This window comes from Streptomyces sp. NPDC024698 (assembly GCF_055559015.1).
In genome coordinates this window covers 57,627-75,444 of the sequence record NZ_JBVHLK010000010.1, presented here as the reverse complement: position 1 = coordinate 75,444, position 17,818 = coordinate 57,627, and the positions used below count along the sequence as shown (strand labels likewise).

General features: G+C 71.7%; 12 protein-coding genes and 1 riboswitch. Of the genes, 6 read left to right on the top strand and 6 right to left on the bottom strand.

Annotated features, from left to right (window positions below):
* The first annotated feature begins 69 nt into the window (after positions 1-69).
* Positions 70-942, top strand: a complete 873-nt coding sequence (locus tag ACZ4AA_RS22965; RefSeq protein WP_467605490.1) for a UbiA family prenyltransferase — start codon at positions 70-72, stop codon at positions 940-942.
* 260 nt (positions 943-1,202) lie between these two features.
* Here the strand turns inward: ACZ4AA_RS22965 and ACZ4AA_RS22960 are convergent, their stop codons facing one another.
* Complete coding sequence (locus tag ACZ4AA_RS22960; protein ID WP_467605487.1) at positions 1,203-1,784, bottom strand: lamin tail domain-containing protein; 582 nt, start codon at positions 1,782-1,784, stop codon at positions 1,203-1,205.
* Positions 1,785-2,542: 758 nt separating this feature from the next.
* Positions 2,543-2,746 (bottom strand): cold-shock protein, encoded by a 204-nt coding sequence (locus ACZ4AA_RS22955; protein WP_037622929.1) that lies wholly within the window; start codon positions 2,744-2,746, stop codon positions 2,543-2,545.
* Between the two features lie 568 nt (positions 2,747-3,314).
* On the opposite strand from ACZ4AA_RS22955, the gene ACZ4AA_RS22950 reads away from it, so the two are divergent.
* Positions 3,315-4,826, top strand: a complete 1,512-nt coding sequence (locus tag ACZ4AA_RS22950) for a hypothetical protein (protein WP_467605482.1) — start codon at positions 3,315-3,317, stop codon at positions 4,824-4,826.
* A gap of 280 nt (positions 4,827-5,106) precedes the next feature.
* Positions 5,107-9,174, top strand: coding sequence for a molybdopterin-dependent oxidoreductase (locus ACZ4AA_RS22945; RefSeq protein WP_467605942.1), 4,068 nt, complete (start codon positions 5,107-5,109; stop codon positions 9,172-9,174).
* Positions 9,175-9,185: 11 nt separating this feature from the next.
* On the opposite strand, the gene ACZ4AA_RS22940 is transcribed toward ACZ4AA_RS22945, so the two are convergent.
* Complete coding sequence (locus tag ACZ4AA_RS22940) at positions 9,186-9,683, bottom strand: NUDIX hydrolase (protein WP_467605477.1); 498 nt, start codon at positions 9,681-9,683, stop codon at positions 9,186-9,188.
* Between the two features lie 102 nt (positions 9,684-9,785).
* On the opposite strand from ACZ4AA_RS22940, the gene ACZ4AA_RS22935 reads away from it, so the two are divergent.
* The 3 genes from ACZ4AA_RS22935 to meaB are packed head-to-tail and all read left to right on the top strand — an operon-like array spanning position 9,786 to position 14,748.
* Complete coding sequence (locus ACZ4AA_RS22935; protein WP_467605473.1) at positions 9,786-11,594, top strand: methylmalonyl-CoA mutase family protein; 1,809 nt, start codon at positions 9,786-9,788, stop codon at positions 11,592-11,594.
* A complete protein-coding gene (scpA, locus tag ACZ4AA_RS22930; RefSeq protein WP_467605468.1) occupies positions 11,594-13,768 on the top strand; it encodes a methylmalonyl-CoA mutase in 2,175 nt (724 codons plus the stop codon). Before ACZ4AA_RS22935 ends, scpA begins: the two co-directional genes overlap by 1 nt.
* Positions 13,765-14,748 carry a methylmalonyl Co-A mutase-associated GTPase MeaB gene (gene meaB / locus ACZ4AA_RS22925; protein ID WP_467605463.1) on the top strand — a complete coding sequence of 328 codons (984 nt, stop codon included), beginning with the start codon at positions 13,765-13,767 and terminating at the stop codon, positions 14,746-14,748. The genes scpA and meaB overlap by 4 nt, the downstream gene beginning before the upstream one ends.
* A gap of 661 nt (positions 14,749-15,409) precedes the next feature.
* Here the strand turns inward: meaB and ACZ4AA_RS22920 are convergent.
* The 3 genes from ACZ4AA_RS22920 to ACZ4AA_RS22910 form a co-directional block, all read right to left on the bottom strand.
* Positions 15,410-16,168: a CbtA family protein gene (locus ACZ4AA_RS22920; RefSeq protein WP_467605461.1), complete on the bottom strand. Its 759-nt coding sequence runs from the start codon at positions 16,166-16,168 to the stop codon at positions 15,410-15,412.
* 20 nt (positions 16,169-16,188) lie between these two features.
* Positions 16,189-16,410, bottom strand: a complete 222-nt coding sequence (locus tag ACZ4AA_RS22915) for a CbtB domain-containing protein (RefSeq protein WP_355979784.1) — start codon at positions 16,408-16,410, stop codon at positions 16,189-16,191.
* A gap of 56 nt (positions 16,411-16,466) precedes the next feature.
* Positions 16,467-16,601: riboswitch (cobalamin riboswitch) on the bottom strand.
* Positions 16,602-16,662: 61 nt separating this feature from the next.
* Positions 16,663-17,745: an enoyl-CoA hydratase/isomerase family protein gene (locus ACZ4AA_RS22910; RefSeq protein WP_467605456.1), complete on the bottom strand. Its 1,083-nt coding sequence runs from the start codon at positions 17,743-17,745 to the stop codon at positions 16,663-16,665.
* Positions 17,746-17,818 lie beyond the last annotated feature (73 nt).

Sequence of the window (17,818 nt, the reverse complement as noted above, 5' to 3'; positions counted from 1 at the left end):
TTCCCCCGTCCGGCCCTTCGTCCCGTGGCGTGCTCGGACCGCGTGGGCGAACACTCCTACCATCGCCGGGTGGGTACTCCCGAGCACACGACGGCCGGTGGCACCGCGGGACGCGGGAACGGGCTGGTGGTCGGTCTGGGCCGGGCGTGCCATCCCGGGCCGGTGGTGGCCGTCACCTCGCTGACGGCGGCGCTGGCCGTCATCGGCGGCCGGGGGCCCGAGGGCTGCTTCCTGGCCTGGGCTGCCGTGCTGACGGGGCAGTTGTCCGTCGGCTGGTGCAACGACGCGTTCGACGCGCGGCGGGACGTCGCGGCCGGTCGCCGCGGCAAGCCCGTCGCGGACGGCGCGGTCACGGCCGGCCAGGTGTGGACCGCCGCGTACGCGGCGCTGGTCCTGTGCGTACCCCTGTCGCTGTTCAGCGGCCTGTGGGCCGGTGCCGTCCACCTGGTCGCGGTCGCGGCGGGATGGGCGTACAACCTGCGACTGAAGGCCACCCGTTGGTCCTGGGCGCCGTACGCGCTGGGGTTCGGGGCACTCCCCGCCTTCGTGACGCTCGGGCTGCCCGGCCGTCCGTGGCCGGCCTGGTGGGTGCTCGGGGCCGGGGCGCTCCTGGGCGTCGGAGCCCATCTCGGCGATGTCCTCCCGGACATCCGCGACGATCTGGCGAACGGTGTACGCGGGTGGCCCCAGCGGCTGGGGCCCGACCGTGCGCGGCTCCTGCTTCCGGTACCGCTGGTGATCGCGTCCGCGCTGCTGGCGCTGGGCCCCGCGGGACCGCCCGGCCGGCGCGCGGTGGTGGCGCTGGCCCTGGTCCTGCTGGTCGCGGTCACGGGGACGGTGCTCGGACGCCGCCGGGAGCGGCTGGCGTTCGCGACGGCGGTCGTCGTGGCCGCCGTGGATGTGATCCTGCTGCTCGGCGGCTCGGGGACGGGGGCCGCCTGAGTCCGTGAACCCACCGTACGGGGAGACGGGCCGGGGTCCGCGTGACCTTCGCCCTGGGCGGCGAACGTGCCGCCGTTGTAAGGCAGTTCGGGGGAAGGGCCGTGTGGGCGCGGAACGCGGAGGACCCGCACCGTGCGGTGCGGGTCCTCCTCGGCGAGGCCGTCCGGCGAGCCGAGTGATCACGGGGTCTGGCGGTGCCCGGCCGACGGCCGGCCTTGTACCATCACCCGGCTCTGAACGGGCGTGCCGTCAGGGGCGGTTCAGTGACCGGGGTGGCCGTGGTTGTCGCCGTGACCGCGGTTGTCGCCGTGGCCGCGGTTGTCGCCGTGACCCCGGTTGTCGCCGTGACCCCGGTTGTCGTCGCGGCCGTGGCCACGGTCGTGACGGCTGCCCCAGGAGACGCTGTCCACGAAGCGGCCGCGCTCGGTGCGCAGCGTCGCCACGTCGGAGTGGTTGTCCCACACCTCGTTGCGGCGGTCCTGGTAGAGGTCACGGCTGGTGTCACGGCCCAGTCCGGTGTGGATACGGACGGTGGAACGGCCCGCCAGACGGTAGTGGTTGAAGGTGTAGCGGTTGCCCTCCCGGTCGGACAGCGTCCAGCCGTCCAGGTTCACTCCACGGCGGCCCGAGTTGGTGAGTTCCACCCACTCCGCGTTCAGCGAACGAGCGGAGCGGTCGTCAAAGCCCGGAGCGTCGGCCTGAACCCGGCTGATCTCGACGTGGCTGCGCTCGAAGCGCGGCTCCGCGGCCGAGGCCGAGACGGAGGCCGAACCGACCAGAGCGCCGGCCGCCATGGCGGCGGCCACCAGACGGCGGGCAGTGACAGACGTGGAAACGGACATGAAAGCTCCTCAAGGTTCGAGAGCCGGCACACCCCTTGCGGGTACCCCTCGCGGGGAACCCGCACGGTGCGACCCTGTGCGAGTCCCGGCCCGGTGGCCGAGGACTCATAACTTGCTGCACATCCCCGCCCAGGACGGGCGACACCAGACCCCTGTTACGAATTACGGACATGTCGGTTACAGATGCTTGTATCCGCCCTTTAACCGGTGAAAGCCGATGAGTGATGCCTCGTCATCCTCAACTCCCTTACTCCCGTGGCTTCCAGGAGATAAAGGGGCATCTCTCGCATCACCGCTCCGCGCCGAGCGGTCACCCGAAAGTGGGTAACACCGTTCCGGTCCGCCGCGGCGCCTGACGGGCTCGCTCCGCGCGCCGCGATCGCGGACACATCGTCAAAGCGGCCGCGGGCCACGGAAGGGACGAGGAGATCGGCACCGCCGCCGGCGGCACCGGCCGGACGCCGGGGACATACGCGGGCCGGGAATCCCGTGCGCCTCGACACGACCCCGTACAGGGGGCCGGACACGGGCGGGACGGGAAGGAGGAGAGGACGGCGATCGGGCCGTCACAGCATCGGCGCCCGGGGCGCCGGAAGGGCGGTACGGGCCGCCCGTGGGCGTGTCGCACGCCACCGGTGTGTCAGTACGCGGCCCGGCGGCCCCTCTTGGGGAGATCCGCGGGCAGGCGTCGTACGCGGCCCCGCACGGCGCCTCGGTCCTGGATGTCCGGCGAGGCGCCGTGCGGTGTGACGCGAAGGTCAGGCGGGGGTGATGTTCTCCGCCTGCGGGCCCTTCTGGCCCTGGGTGATGTCGAACGTCACGGCCTGGCCCTCCTGGAGCTCACGGAAGCCAGTGGCGTTGATGTTGGAGTAGTGCGCGAAGACGTCGGGGCCGCCGCCGTCCTGCGCGATGAAACCGAAACCCTTTTCGGCGTTGAACCACTTGACAGTTCCGCTGGCCATGCCAGTGCCTCTCATTCGTTGACGGGTCCGCACCGCGCGAACCCGGAGGTAGTCGTCCTGGTCCTCGGGCACTGCACAGCAAAACGCCCGCACCACGGCGCGGGCAGGTACTGCGAACCACGACATCTGCCAGCGACGTTACACGGCGAGAGCGCCTCTCACCAGAGAGCGAGGGCCGTCAGGTGGAGCGGCACTGGAGGCACATACACCCCACAGGGCCCGGTATCCACCGAGCACGCCCGTATCCGAGCGGGTTCGGGGCACGGCCCGCACATGGCTCGCCCTCACGAACCACCCATCAGGGCGGCACCGGAAGGGACTACCGGGCCGCGCTCGCGTGGCGCACCGACGCGCGCCGCGGTGATCGGGCCCGATCGCCGCACATGGTGCGCGCGGGACGTACGTCGTCCGGTGCGGCACGCGGGTCGCAGACAGTCGACGTCCGCTCTGTCGCACGTCCCTGACTGTCCGTACGCTGTCAACTCAGGTAACTTCAGGCGTGATCGACGGGGGGACCGTCATGTCCTGGGATCATCAAGGTGCTCGTGACGGCTTCGTCGTTCCGCCGATGCCGACCGCACCGCCACCCGGTCCGGCCAGCCCCTGGCGGGCCCTGGCGGTGGCGCTGCTGAACCTCAGCGGGCTCGGGCTCGGTTACGCCGTGGTGCGCCGCTGGTGGGCGGCGGCCGTGTGCTGGGCCGCGACCGCGCTCCTGCTTCTGGTGGCGCTGCCCGCGGACCCCGACGGAGTGCCCGGCACCGCGCTCGTGCTCTATCTGGTCTTCCTGGCGCTGGCCGCCGCGCACGGCGCGTCCGTGGGACTGCGGACCCGCCTCGCGCTGCTGCCCAGCGCCGTGATCGCGGCGGTGCTCGGCGTGGTCCTGCTGGCCGTGCCGGCCACGGGAGTCGTCCTGTACGACGGAGCGCGCGACGAGGCCACGGAGCGGATGCTCCTCGACCGGCTGGACCGGGCCGACGACCTCGTCGCGCAGTCCGGGAAGCGGGACTTCTCGACGGCCGAGGCGGGCTATCGCCGTGCCCTGTCCGCCTACGGCGCGCTCAGCGAGGACCATCCCGGCTCCCGCGCGGCCCGACGTGTCCCCGACCGGCTCAAGACTTTCTACGAGACCGTCGCCGCCCCGTACGCGCGAAAGGACTACTGCGCCGCCGTGGCGCCGTTGAAGTACCTGCGCACGGTGCCGCGCACGACGTCGAGGAAGGATCTGGGGGACCTCACCGGCTGGCCCGACGACCGGCTGGCCACGTCGCTCTACACCTGCGCCGCGGCCTCCCTGAGCGGCGGAAGCGAGGGCTGGACCACGCAGTTCGGCGAACTCCTGTCGACCTTCCCCCGGTCCACGCAGGCCGGAAAGGTCGAACCGGCCGTGAAGAGCGCGGTCGACAAGGCGGTGAAGTCGGTGGGCGGCGACGACCCCTGTGCCGCCGTGCAGCGGCTCGACGGCCTCGACACCCAGATCCGGGGACTGCGGGGAGAGCAGGCCGGAGTGGCCGACGCCCTGGGCAAGGACGCCGACCGGGCCTCCGGCAGCGCGCGTTCGGGCGCGTACGCCTGCGGTGTGGACCAGTACAACGACGGGAGCTTCTCCGACGCCGTCACCACCATGAACGACTTCGCCAGGAACAACCCGCACCACAAGAACCGGGCACGTGCCCAGAAGATAGCCATCGCCGCCGAGGTCGCCCAGACGGTGCCCGCGGCCGGCAAGCATCTGCCGAGCACGGCGTCGGGCGGCAGCATCGCCGTCACGGTGAAGAACGACAGCCCCGACGACATCACGGTCCTGTACACGGGTCCGGTGACCGGGAGCTTCACGCTCGGGCGCTGCGGGAAGTGCACCTCGTACTCGCTCGGCAGCACCCTGGGAATCGGCTTCAAGCCGTGCAACGACAGCGGCAAGCACTACCCGCAGCGGACCATCCACCTGCCGGTCGGCACCACCTACTTCGTGCACAAGTCCCGCAGCGGCACCGGCAAGTCCCCCGCCTCGGACACCGCCAAACTGTCGCCGGGCTATGTCTACACGGAGTGCGCGTACACGACGTCGGGCCTCGGGTACTGAGGGCGACGGCGGGTGTCGGGGCGCGGAACCGGGCGTCCCGGCACAGAGGACCGGGCGCCCGCCGTCGTCGCGGGGCACCTCGCGCGGACCACATCTCACAGAGCTCCGGGCGACGGTGTGTGGAGCGCGTAACCCCTGGTGATCGAGCCGCGTGACAACGGCGTAATGGGGCCTTCGTAGCGTCGGTGGGGAAAGGTGCCGATCACACGGAGGACCGCTCGTGACCACGACCACCCAGCAGGTGCGGACGGTCTGCTCGTACTGCGGTGTCGGCTGCGGGATGGTCCTCGACATCGGCATGGGGCCCGACGGACGGCGGACGGTCCTGAAGGCGTCGGGCGACAAGGCGCACCCCGCCAACTTCGGGCGTCTGTGCACCAAGGGCGCGACCACGGCCGACATGCTCGCCGCGCCAGGACGGCTGTCCTCGGCCCTCGTGCGGGGCGAACGGGGGGCGGAGGCCGTACCGGCCCCGGTGGACACCGCGATCGCGGAGACGGCCCGGCGGCTGCGGGCGGTGATCGACGAGCACGGCCCGGACGCCTTCGCCCTGTACGTGTCCGGGCAGATGAGCCTGGAGGCCCAGTATCTGGCGAACAAGCTGGCCAAGGGCTTCGTCGGGACCAACCAGATCGAGTCGAACTCCCGGCTGTGCATGGCCAGCGCGGGGACCGGATACAAGCTGTCGCTCGGCGCGGACGGCCCGCCCGGCTCGTACCAGGACTTCGAGCGCGCCGACGTCTTCGTCGTGATCGGCTCCAACATGGCCGACTGCCATCCGATCCTGTTCCTGCGGATGATGGACCGGATCAAGTCGGGCGGAGCCAAGCTGATCGTGGTCGATCCGCGGCGCACCGCGACCGCCGACAAGGCGGACCTGTTCCTGCCGGTCCGGCCCGGTACGGACCTGGCGCTGCTCAACGGTCTGCTGCACCTGCTGCACGAGAACGGGCACACCGACCCCGCCTTCATCGCCGCGCACACCGAGGGCTGGGGGGCGATGCCGGAGTTCCTGGCCGACTACCCGCCTGCCACGGTCGCGGACATCACGGGCGTCCCGGAGGAGGACCTGCGCGAGGCGGCCCGGCTCATCGGCGAGGCCGGGGAGTGGACGAGCTGCTGGACCATGGGCCTCAACCAGTCCACGCACGGCACCTGGAACACGAACGCGCTGGTCAATCTGCATCTGGCGACGGGCGCGGTCTGCCGGCCCGGCAGCGGTCCCTTCTCGCTGACCGGCCAGCCCAACGCCATGGGCGGCCGGGAGATGGGCTACATGGGTCCGGGACTGCCCGGCCAGCGGTCGGTCCTCGTCGCCGAGGACCGCGCCTTCGTCGAGGACCTGTGGGACCTGGCCCCCGGCACCCTGCGCGAGGACGGGGTCGGCCAGGGCACCGTGGAGATGTTCCGGCGGATGGCCGACGGGGACATCAAGGCCTGCTGGATCATCTGCACCAACCCGGTCGCCTCCGTGGCCAACCGCAGGACCGTGATCGAGGGCCTGGAGCGGGCCGAGTTCGTCGTCGCCCAGGACGTGTTCGCCGAGACGGAGACCAACGCGTACGCGGACGTCGTCCTCCCGGGAGCGCTGTGGACCGAGACGGAGGGCGTCCTCGTCAACAGCGAACGCAATGTGACGCTCGCCCGGCCCGCGGTCGAGCCGCCCGGGGAGGCGATGGCGGACTGGCGGATCATCGCCGCCGTCGCCCGCGCGATGGGCTACGAGCGGGGTTTCTCCTACGACAGCGCGGAAGAGGTCTTCGCGGAGATCAAGCGCGCCCACAACCCGAAGACCGGCTACGACCTGCGGGGGGTCAGTTACGAGCGGCTGCGGTCCACCCCGGTGCAGTGGCCGTCGGCGCGCGAGGACGGACCCGACCGCAACCCGATCCGCTATGTGGACGAAGGCGGCGGGGGTCCCGTGTTCCCCACGGCGAGCGGGCGGGCGAGGTTCTTCGCCCGCCCGCACCTGGATCCCGCCGAGATGCCGGACGACGACTACCCGTACGTCCTGAACACCGGCCGCTTGCAGCACCAGTGGCACACGCTCACCAAGACGGGCCGGGTCGCCAAGCTCAACAAGCTCGACCCGGGGCCGTTCGTGGAACTGCACCCGGACGACGCCGCCGCGCTCGGGATCGCCGACGGCGACTCGGTGGAGGTCGCCTCGCGTCGCGGCCGCGCGGTGCTGCCGGCGGTGGTGACCGACCGGGTGCGACCGGGCAGCTGTTTCGCGCCCTTCCACTGGAACGACCTGTTCGGTGAGTACCTGAGTGTCAACGCGGTCACCAGCGACGCCGTCGACCCGCTGTCCTTCCAGCCCGAGTTCAAGGTCTGCGCGGTGTCCCTGACGAAGGTGGCGGCTCGGGTGACCGTGACGGCGCCGCTCACGGCCACGGTCGCGGCCGGCGCCACGGCGGGGACCGGGACCGACGCGCGTCCGGCCGTCGCGCTGGCGGCCCTGCCCACGGGTCCCGCGAGCGCCTTCGGACTCGAACCCGCCCCGCCACCGGTCCTCGCCGAGCACGAGCGCCGGTATCTGATCGGCTTCCTCTCCGGCATCGAACCGGGCGCTTCCGGTGTACCGGTGCTGCCGCCCGGCGCGCCCTTCAGTCCCGAGCACGCCCTGTGGGTGAACGGTGTGCTCGCCGGCCTGTACTCCCGGGCCGCTCCGGGAACCCCGCCCCAGGCCCCGGCACCCGCCGTCCCCGTCCGGGAGGTCGTCGTCCTGTGGGCCTCGCAGACCGGCAACGCCGAGGAGTTCGCGACGGCCGCCGCCGACCGGCTCACCACCACGGGACACAAGGCCACGCTGGTCGGCATGGACGACGCCCGCCCGGGGGAACTGCCCGCGGGCGCCGACGTCCTGCTGATCACCAGCACCTTCGGCGACGGTGACGCCCCCGACAACGGCTCCGGGTTCTGGGACGCCCTGGCCGCACCCGACACACCTCGCCTGGACGGCCTGCGCTACGCGGTCCTCGCCTTCGGCGACTCCTCGTACGACGACTTCTGCGGGCACGGCCGCCGCCTCGACCACCGGCTCGGTGAACTGGGCGCCGTACGGCTCGCGCCCCGCACCGACTGCGAGCCCGACTACGGACCCTCGGCGACGGCCTGGCTCGACCAGGTCCTGGCCTCGCTGACCGAGGCCACGCAGGCGGCGGCGCCGGCCACCCCGGGACCACCGTCCGCGGCGCCGGTGACGCCGTCCGCCGCCCCGCCGAAGAGGCCGGCGCCCGTCACCGCCCGTCTGAGCGGAAACGACCTGCTCAGTCTGCCCGGGGCCGGCAAGGAGGTACGGCGGTTCACCTTCGACACCCGGGACAGTGAGACACCGCTCGTCTATCAGGCCGGCGACGCGCTCGGCGTACGCCCCGTGAACTCCCCCGGACTCGTGACGGAATGGCTCGCCACCACCGGACTCGCCCCGGACGGCGCCGTACGTCTGGAAGGCGGCGGGGAGATCGCGTTCCACGACGCCCTGCACCGGCGGCTGGACATCACCCGGATCACTCCGGGGCTGCTGCGCTTCGTGGCCGAACGCACCCACGACCGGGCGCTCAAGAAGCTGCTGCGGCCCGACAACAAGGACGAACTGGCCCGGTGGGCCTGGGGACGGCAGGCGGTCGACCTCATCGCCGAACACCCGGTCCGGGCCGACGCCCAGGAGTGGGCCGAGGTGCTCAAGCCGCTCCAGCCCCGGCTGTACTCCATATCCTCCAGCCCCCTGACCGACCCCGGCCTCGTCTCGCTGACCGTCTCCGTCGTGCGCTACGAGAGCCCCGGCGGACGCCCGCGCCAGGGAGTCTGCTCACCCTTCCTCGCCGACGCGGCCCCCGGCACACCGGTCCCGGTCTTCGTCCAGCCCTCCCCCCGGTTCCGGCTGCCCGGCGACCCGGCCACCCCCATGGTGATGGTGGGCCCCGGCACCGGGGTCGCGCCCTTCATCGGCTTCCTGCACGAGCGACGCGCCCTCGGCCACGGCGGACCCAACTGGCTGTTCTTCGGCGAACAGCACCGGGCGACCGACTTCTACTACGAGGACGAGCTGACCTCCCTCCTCGCGGACGGCACCCTCAGCCGCCTGGACACCGCCTTCTCCCGTGACCAGCGGGCCAAGGTCTACGTCCAGGACCGGATGCGCGAACACGGCCCCCAGCTGTGGTCCTGGCTCCGGGACGGGGCGCACTTCTATGTGTGCGGCGACGCGTCCCGCATGGCCAAGGACGTCGACCGGGCCCTGCGGGACATCGCCGTCACCCACGGCGGGCACAGCGCGGAAGGGGCGGCCGCGTACGTCAAGCAGCTCACGGCCGAGAAACGGTACGTCCGTGACGTGTACTGAGCGCTCCCGGCTCAGCGCGCGAGCCCTCCGCCGGGGGTGAATCCGAGGTCGACGGGCGTCGTGGGCGGACCGTCCCGCCGTGCGGACTCCAGCAGTTCCGGAAGCCGGGGCGGCCACAGCGCCTCCGCCGGAGCGGACAGCTCGCGCGGCGACCACCACCGGCCCGCGAGGATGCCTTCCGCCGCCTGGAACGCGCCCAGTTCGCCTCCCGGCACCCTGTGCGGCCCGTGCGCGAGGAAGATGTGCTCGTACTGCCGCACCGGAACGCCGATGCGGGTGAAATCGTGTTCCCAGAAGCACAGCGGCGTGCCGCCGGGTTCGATGTCCGTCCAGCCGGTCTCCTCCCGCACCTCGCGCAGCGCGGCCTGATACGGGGTCTCCCCCGGGTCGAGACCGCCGCCGGGCAACGCCCAGTGAACGCCGACCTCCTCGTTGTCGTACCGGAACATGAAGACGGCGCCGTCCGGGTCCAGCACCGCGACTCTGGCTGCCTGCCTGGGTATCCGCATCGGCTCACCCTGACAGAGAGATCTGGATCACCGCTACCGAGAGGTCAAGGTCACAGGCGTCGCCTCTGCTGTCGCGCTAGTGCTCTGACCTAGCATCCGAGCATGACAGTCCTGCCCAACGACGGGCTCGCGCTGGCCGCCGAGTTCCCTTCCGCGACCCATGACCAGTGGCAGCTCCTGGTAGAAGGCGTGCTGCGCAAATCGGGCAAGGAGGCCTCGGGCCCGGCAGCCGAAGACGCGCTGTCCACACGGCTCGAGGACGGGCTCGCCACCAGGCCCCTCTACACCGCGCGCGACGCGGCCGCCGACGCCGGTTTCCCCGGCTTCGCCCCCTTCGTCCGGGGCAGCAGGCCCGAGGGCAACACCGCGGGCGGCTGGGACGTACGGCAGCGGCACACGGCGGCGGACAACGCCCTGGTCCTCGGCGACCTGGAGAACGGCGTCACCTCGCTGTGGCTCACGGTCGGCGCGGGCGGCATCCCGGTCACCTCGCTCGAAGCGGTCCTGGACGGGGTGTATCTCGATCTGGCGCCCGTCGTCCTCGACGCGGGAGCCGACGTCGAGGCGGCGGCCGGGGAGTTGCTGCGGCTGTACGCGGCACGGGGCGTCGCGGCGGGTGCCGCGCGCGGCAACCTCGGCGCGGACCCGCTCGGCCACGAGGCCCGCACCGGGACGGCGATGGACTTCGCGACCGTCGTCCCGCTCGCGCTGCGGTGCGCCGCCGAGTACCCGGGACTGCGGGCACTGACCGTGGACGCGCTGCCGTACCACGAGGCCGGCGGCTCGGCCGCGCAGGAGCTGGGCGCCTCGCTGGCGACCGGTGTCGCCTATCTGCGCGAGCTGACCGAAGCCGGACTCTCCGTCGAACAGGCCTGCGCCCAGCTGGAGTTCAGGTACGCGGCGAGCGCCGACCAGTTCCTGTCGATCGCCAAGCTGCGCGCGGCGCGCCGGCTGTGGGCGCGGGTCGCCGAGGTGTGCGGGGCGCCCGCCGCCGGTGCGCAGACACAGCACGCCGTGACCTCGCCGGTGATGATGTCGCGCCGCGACCCGTGGGTGAACATGCTGCGCGCGACCATCGCGACGCTCGCGGCCGGTGTGGGCGGCGCCGACTCCGTCACCGTCCTGCCCTTCGACCACGCTCTCGGTCTGCCGGACGCCTTCGCCCGGCGCATCTCCCGCAACACCTCGACGATCCTCATCGAGGAGTCGCATCTGTCCCGGGTGATCGACCCGGCGGGCGGCTCCTGGTACGTGGAGAAGCTGACCGACGAACTCGCCCACGCCGGCTGGGAGTTCTTCCAGGGGATCGAGCGGGACGGCGGACAGGCCGCCGCCCTGCGCTCCGGCCGCCTCGGCCAGGACCTGGCGAACACCTGGGAGGCGCGCTCCTCGAAGATCGCCAAGCGGCGCGAACCGATCACCGGCGTCAGCGAGTTCCCGTATCTGGCGGAGCGCCCGGTGGAGCGTGAGCCCGCTCCCGAGGCGCCGTCCGGCGGTCTGCCGCGGGTGCGCCGCGACGAGGCGTACGAGGCGCTGCGGGCCCGCTCCGACGCGCATCTCGCGGCCACCGGGGCCCGTCCCCGGATCTACCTGGCCACGATCGGCCCCGCCGCCGCGCACACAGCGCGGAGCACCTTCGTCGCCAACCTGTTCCAGGCCGGCGGCATCGAGCCGGTCACGGAGGGCTCGTTCGAGGACAGCGGCGCCACCGAGGCCGTCCTGTGCTCCAGCGACGCGCTGTACGAGGAGCAGGCCGTGAGCACCGCCGGGACACTGGCGGCCGCCGGTGCCCGGCATGTGTTCCTGGCCGGCCGGCCCGCGCAGTACACCGGTGTCGACTCCTACGTCTTCGCGGGCTGCGACGCCGTCGCCGTCCTCTCCGCCACCCTCGACCGCATGGGAGTGTCCTGATGGGAATCCCCGACTTCTCCGGAATCGACCTGGGGACGCCCACCGCCGAAGGCGGCGCCGACGCGTGGAAGGCCGCCGCGGCCGAGGCCACGGGCGCCGGTGACGCGTTCTGGGAGACCCCGGAGGGCATCGCGGTCAAGCCGCTGTACACCGGCCGTGACGTGGAGGGCCTGGACTTCCTGGAGACGTACCCGGGCGTGGCCCCGTATCTGCGCGGCCCGTACCCGACGATGTACGTCAACCAGCCCTGGACGATCCGCCAGTACGCGGGTTTCTCCACGGCCGAGGAGTCCAACGCCTTCTACCGCCGCAACCTCGCCGCGGGCCAGAAGGGCCTGTCGATCGCCTTCGACCTGCCCACGCACCGCGGTTACGACAGCGACCACCCCCGGGTGACGGGCGACGTCGGCATGGCGGGCGTGGCCATCGACTCCATCTACGACATGCGCCAGCTCTTCGACGGCATCCCGCTGGACAAGATGACCGTGTCGATGACGATGAACGGCGCCGTGCTTCCCGTGCTGGCGCTGTACATCGTGGCGGCGGAGGAGCAGGGCGTACCGCCCGAGAAGCTGGCCGGAACGATTCAGAACGACATCCTGAAGGAGTTCATGGTCCGCAACACCTACATCTATCCGCCGAAGCCGTCGATGCGGATCATCTCCGACATCTTCGCGTACACCTCGCAGCGGATGCCCCGCTACAACTCCATCTCCATCTCCGGGTACCACATCCAGGAGGCGGGCGCGACGGCCGACCTGGAGCTGGCGTACACCCTCGCGGACGGCGTGGAGTACATCCGGGCGGGCCGCGAGGCGGGCCTGGACGTGGACGCGTTCGCGCCGCGGCTCTCGTTCTTCTGGGCGATCGGCATGAACTTCTTCATGGAGATCGCCAAGATGCGGGCGGCGCGCCTGCTGTGGGCGAAGATGGTCCGGCAGTTCGACCCGAAGAACTCCAAGTCCCTTTCCCTGCGCACCCATTCGCAGACGTCGGGCTGGTCGCTGACCGCGCAGGACGTGTTCAACAACGTGACGCGTACGTGTGTGGAGGCCATGGCCGCCACCCAGGGCCACACCCAGTCGCTGCACACCAACGCGCTGGACGAGGCGCTCGCCCTGCCCACCGACTTCTCCGCGCGGATCGCCCGCAACACCCAGCTCCTGATCCAGCAGGAGTCCGGCACGACCCGGGTCATCGACCCGTGGGGCGGCAGCGCGTACATCGAGAAGCTGACGTACGACCTCGCGCGCCGGGCCTGGCAGCACATCGAGGAGGTCGAGGCGGCGGGCGGCATGGCGCAGGCCATCGACGCGGGCATCCCCAAGCTCCGGATCGAGGAGGCGGCGGCCCGCACCCAGGCCCGCATCGACTCCGGCCGCCAGCCGGTCATCGGCGTCAACAAGTACCGCGTGGAGACCGACGAGCAGATCGACGTCCTCAAGGTCGACAACTCCTCCGTGCGCGCGCAGCAGATCGAGAAGCTGCGCCGGCTGCGGGCCGAGCGCGACGACCGGACGGTCCAGGACGCGCTGGAGGATCTGACGCGGGCGGCGGCCGGCGAGGGCAATCTGCTGGAGCTCGCGGTGCGCGCGGCCCGCGCGATGGCCACCGTCGGTGAGATCTCCGACGCCCTGGAGAAGGTGTACGGGCGGCACGCGGGCCAGATCCGTACGATCTCCGGGGTGTACCGCAACGAGGCAGGGGAGTCCCCGTCGGTGGACCGTACGCGCACGCTGGTGGACGCGTTCGAGGAGGCCGAGGGCCGGCGCCCGCGCATCCTGGTCGCCAAGATGGGTCAGGACGGTCACGACCGCGGCCAGAAGGTGATCGCGACCGCCTTCGCCGACCTCGGATTCGACGTCGACGTCGGCCCGCTGTTCCAGACGCCGGGCGAGGTGGCCCGGCAGGCGGTCGAGGCGGACGTGCACATCGTGGGCGTCTCGTCGCTGGCCGCCGGACACCTCACCCTCGTACCGGCGCTGCGCGAGGAGCTGGCGGCGGAGGGGCGTGAGGACATCATGATCGTGGTCGGCGGGGTGATCCCGCCGCAGGACGTGCCGACGCTACTGGAGATGGGCGCGGCGGCGGTCTTCCCGCCCGGGACGGTGATCCCGGACGCGGCGTACGACCTCGTCCAGCGGCTCTCTGCCGACCTCGGGCACGCCCTGTGATCGAACTCGACACCTATGTCAAGGGTGTGCTCGACGGGAAGCGGGCTCTGATCGCCCGTGCCATCACCCTCGTCGAGTCCACCCGGCCCCAGCACCGGGCGCTGGCGCAGGAGTTGCTGACCGAGCTGCTCCCGTACAGCGGGAAGGCCCGGCGGATCGGTGTCAGCGGGGTGCCCGGCGTCGGCAAGTCGACCTTCATCGACGCGTTCGGCACGATGCTGACCTCGCTCGGGTTCCGGGTCGCGGTGCTGGCGGTCGACCCGTCCTCCAGCCGTACGGGCGGCTCGATCCTCGGTGACAAGACGCGGATGGAGCGCCTGGCCGTGGACCCGGCCGCGTTCATCCGGCCCTCCCCCACCGCCGGGACGCTCGGCGGGGTGGCGAAGGCGACCCGCGAGTCGATCGTGGTGATGGAGGCGGCGGGCTACGACGTGGTGCTGGTGGAGACGGTCGGCGTCGGTCAGTCCGAGACCGCGGTCGCGAACATGGTCGACTCCTTCCTGCTGCTGACGCTGGCGCGTACCGGGGACCAGTTGCAGGGCATCAAGAAGGGCGTCCTGGAGCTGGCGGACGTGATCGCCGTCAACAAGGCGGACGGCCCGCACGAGCGCGACGCGCAGTCCGCCGCGCGTGAACTGGCGGGCGCGCTGCGGCTGATGCACGGCAAGGACGCCGTCTGGACGCCGCCGGTGCTCAGTTGCAGCGCCCGTGAGGCGGCGGGTCTCGACACGGTGTGGGACCGCCTGGAACAGCACCGGACGCTGCTCGACTCGACCGGCGCTCTCGCCGGGAAGCGGCGTGAGCAGCAGGTGGACTGGACCTGGACCATGGTCCGGGACGAGCTGCTCGGCCGTCTGCACGCCGATCAGGCCGTACGAGCCGTCGCTCCCGACCTCGAACGGCAGGTCCGCGAGGGCGGGTTGACGGCGACGCTCGCGGCGGAGCGGATTCTGAAGGTCTTCGGCGGCGAGAGCCGCTGACCCGAACGGCGGTGGCGGGGCAGGTCGGAGCCCGGCCACCGCTCGGACCTTCATGGGCGGACAGGTCACCGCACCAGCGTTCAGGCTCCGGCCGCCGCGGTGCCGCGTGATCGCGCCTGAGGTCCACAAGCGGCGCTGCAAACGGCGCCAAGAACCAGAGCGGGGGCAGCGCGGGCGCGGTACGTCAATACGCGTGCCGCGCACGTTCAGGACGGCGTTCAGGTTGATCTTGTCAAGCTCGGCTACTTCGTGACCACGATCATCCTGTTCCTGCTCTTCGTCGTGACGCTGGCCGTCCAGCTCAGGTCCCGCCGGTACAACCCGTTCTTCTACTGGACCGTGATCCTGTCGACCAGCATGGCCGGCACCACCATGTCCGACTTCATGAACCGCGACGCCAGTGCCACGTACCTGCCGGGCGGCGCCACATCACTCGGCTGGGGCCCACAGGGCCTGGGACCGTGCTGCTCGTTGTCCTGTTCGGCCTCATGGCCTACGCGCACATCCGGGAACGCCGCGACATCGAGCCCGGCCCGGAGGCGGAGGCGGTCCGACAGGAAGCCGGCCGTCGGTGAGTCCGGCCTCGGGCAGGTCCCCGCGGCCCTGACGCGAGGAGAGCCCCTCGGATGGTTCCGAGGGGCTCTCCTGCGTTCCGGGCGGCTCAGCTCGCGCTCGGAACCGTTCGCCCGGAGGCGACGGTCGCGGGCTTGGGGTTGAGCATGCGTTCGGCCAACTCGCCGAAGACCAGGCCGAATCCGGTCCACAGGACGGTCTGGATGGCGAGGGCGGAGAGTCTGAACCGCCAGAGCAGGGTGGCCGGGAAGTCCTTGGGCACCTCGTTGATGACGGGCAGGAACCCGTAGGCCAAGGCGATGACGACGGCAAAGGCGGCGATCGCGATGACGGTGGCGTACCAGGTGCCGAGGCTCGGCGCGAGGCGCTTGCCGAGCAGGGTGGCACTCACCGCGAGGAGCACGCTGAGGACCATCATCAGGAAGTACAGGGCGGTCCGCTTGCCGATGGTGTCGGGGTCGCCGACCGACGGCGGGTTGGCCGGGTACTTCAGGAACGGCACGACGTACACGGCCAGGAGCGCGGTCCCGGACAGCAGGAGCGCGGTCGCGCGCGGGCCGAAGCGGCCCACGCGGCCGAGGGCGAAGCAGTAGGCGAGCGCTGCGATGCCGCCGAAGGAGACGCCGTAGACGAGGACGCCGGTGGCGAGGCCCGCGGTGGACTGGAGGCTGCGGGAGACGAGTTCGACCTCGTGCCCGTGTGCGTGGGAGTGGGCCTCCTCGAAGCCGATGGCGCTGTCGACGGTCGGTTCACCGAGCAAGTAGGCGACGACCAGGGCCAGTACACCGGCGACGAGGCCGGCGAGCATGCCGCGTACGAGGAGGTTTCTTACGGTTGCGGAGTTCATGATCGGTGCTCTCCCTCGCGTCAGTGGCAGGGGAAGCCGAGGAGGTGGCGGGCGTCGTGCACCCACTCGTGGACGTCCTCGCCCGAGACGACGGAGGTGGCGCCCTGTTCGGCGCCGACGAAGTAGAGCAGGACCAGCATCAGGATGCCGAAGAAGACCGCCCAGGGGACGATCGCACCGATCGGCAGCTTGGCGGGGAGAGCGGGGGTGGTGGCTGTCGGCGGAGCGACGGTCTGCGCCATGGCAGGACCTCCTCGGGAGTTCGCGTCCCATCTCGGTGGTGCACAGGATGTCGTCTACGGGTCTGACTCACGCGACACCCGCCGTGGCTGGGCGTCTCGCTCACAGTGGCGCGACCGTGCCGGATTTCCACCGGCTTCCGTCTTGACGTCATCGATATCGGACCGACCGTACCGCGTGCCGCGTGGCTGGCCAAGACCGCGCCTACCGGGGTGATCTTCCTCTCGTCCCAGGTGGCAGGTCCCCGCCGACCGTCAGAAGCCGCCGTCGGACAGCCCGAGTTCACGCTCGCCGAGCGGGGCGAAGAAGCGCTCGACGTCGGCATCGGTGACCTCGTCGAGCGTGGCCGGGGACCAGCGCGGCCGGCGGTCCTTGTCGATGATCTGGGCGCGGACGCCCTCCACCAGGTCGGGGGCGGACAGGGCCGCGCAGGACACCCGGTACTCCTGGTCGAGAACAGCCTCCAGGGATCGGAGCTCCCGGGCCCGGCGCAGCGCGGCCAAGGTGACCTTCAGGGCGGTGGGCGACTTGCCGAGCAGGATCTCCGCCGTCTCCTTGGCGTCCGGGTCTCCGGCCGCGAACAGTCGCCCGATGATCTCCTCGACCGTGTCGGCGCCGTAGCAGGCGTCGATCCACTCGCGCCGCGGCGCGAGGTCCGCCGAGGGCGCGGGCCGTGTGTGGGCCGCCAGTACCTCCGCCACGGGCCGGTCCGCGAGGTCGGACACCAGCCGTGGGAGCGAGGCGGACGGCACGTAGTGGTCGGCGAGTCCGCACAGGAGCGCGTCCCCGGCGCCGATCGAGGAGCCGGTCAGGGCGAGGTGGGTGCCGAGTTCGCCCGGGGCGAGGCCGAGCAGACGCGTGCCGCCGACGTCGGGGACGAATCCGATGCCGGTCTCGGGCATGGCGACGCGCGAGCGTTCGGTGACGATGCGGACGCTGCCGTGGGCGGAGATCCCGACGCCGCCGCCCATGACGATGCCGTCCATGACCGCCACGTACGGCTTGGGGTAGCGGGCGATCCGGGCGTTGAGGTGGTACTCGTCCCGCCAGAACGCGGCGGAGGCGGTGCCGTCACCGTAGCGCGCGTCGTCGTGGACGACGCGGATGTCGCCGCCCGCGCACAGTCCGCGTTCTCCGGCTCCGGTGATGACGACGGTGTCGACGGTGTCGACGGCGGGGTCGTGCTCCCAGGCGGTCAGGGCCCGGTCGATCCGGCGCACCATTGCGTGGTTCAGGGCGTTCAGCGCTCCGGGCCGGTTGAGGGTGATGCGGGCCGCCCGTCCCTCGGTGCGGAGCAGGACGGATTCCCCGGCGCCTGGCGCCTCGGTGCCGTTCACTCGGACGCCTCCGCCGGGCGGCCGGCCACGATGACGCTCATGATCTCGGTGGTTCCTTCCACGGTCCGTTCGA

Excerpts from the sequence above, each read along its gene's own strand:
- ACZ4AA_RS22955 (WP_037622929.1), bottom strand. The coding sequence starts at position 2,746 with ATGGCCAGCGGAACTGTCAAGTGGTTCAACGCCGAAAAGGGTTTCGGT.
- ACZ4AA_RS22920 (WP_467605461.1), bottom strand. The coding sequence starts at position 16,168 with ATGAACTCCGCAACCGTAAGAAACCTCCTCGTACGCGGCATGCTCGCC.
- ACZ4AA_RS22915 (WP_355979784.1), bottom strand. The coding sequence starts at position 16,410 with ATGGCGCAGACCGTCGCTCCGCCGACAGCCACCACCCCCGCTCTCCCC.
- ACZ4AA_RS22950 (WP_467605482.1), top strand. The coding sequence starts at position 3,315 with ATGCCGACCGCACCGCCACCCGGTCCGGCCAGCCCCTGGCGGGCCCTG.
- ACZ4AA_RS22935 (WP_467605473.1), top strand. The coding sequence starts at position 9,786 with ATGACAGTCCTGCCCAACGACGGGCTCGCGCTGGCCGCCGAGTTCCCT.
- scpA (WP_467605468.1), top strand. The coding sequence starts at position 11,594 with ATGGGAATCCCCGACTTCTCCGGAATCGACCTGGGGACGCCCACCGCC.
- ACZ4AA_RS22945 (WP_467605942.1), top strand. The coding sequence starts at position 5,107 with ATGGTCCTCGACATCGGCATGGGGCCCGACGGACGGCGGACGGTCCTG.
- ACZ4AA_RS22960 (WP_467605487.1), bottom strand. The coding sequence starts at position 1,784 with ATGTCCGTTTCCACGTCTGTCACTGCCCGCCGTCTGGTGGCCGCCGCC.
- ACZ4AA_RS22940 (WP_467605477.1), bottom strand. The coding sequence starts at position 9,683 with ATGCGGATACCCAGGCAGGCAGCCAGAGTCGCGGTGCTGGACCCGGAC.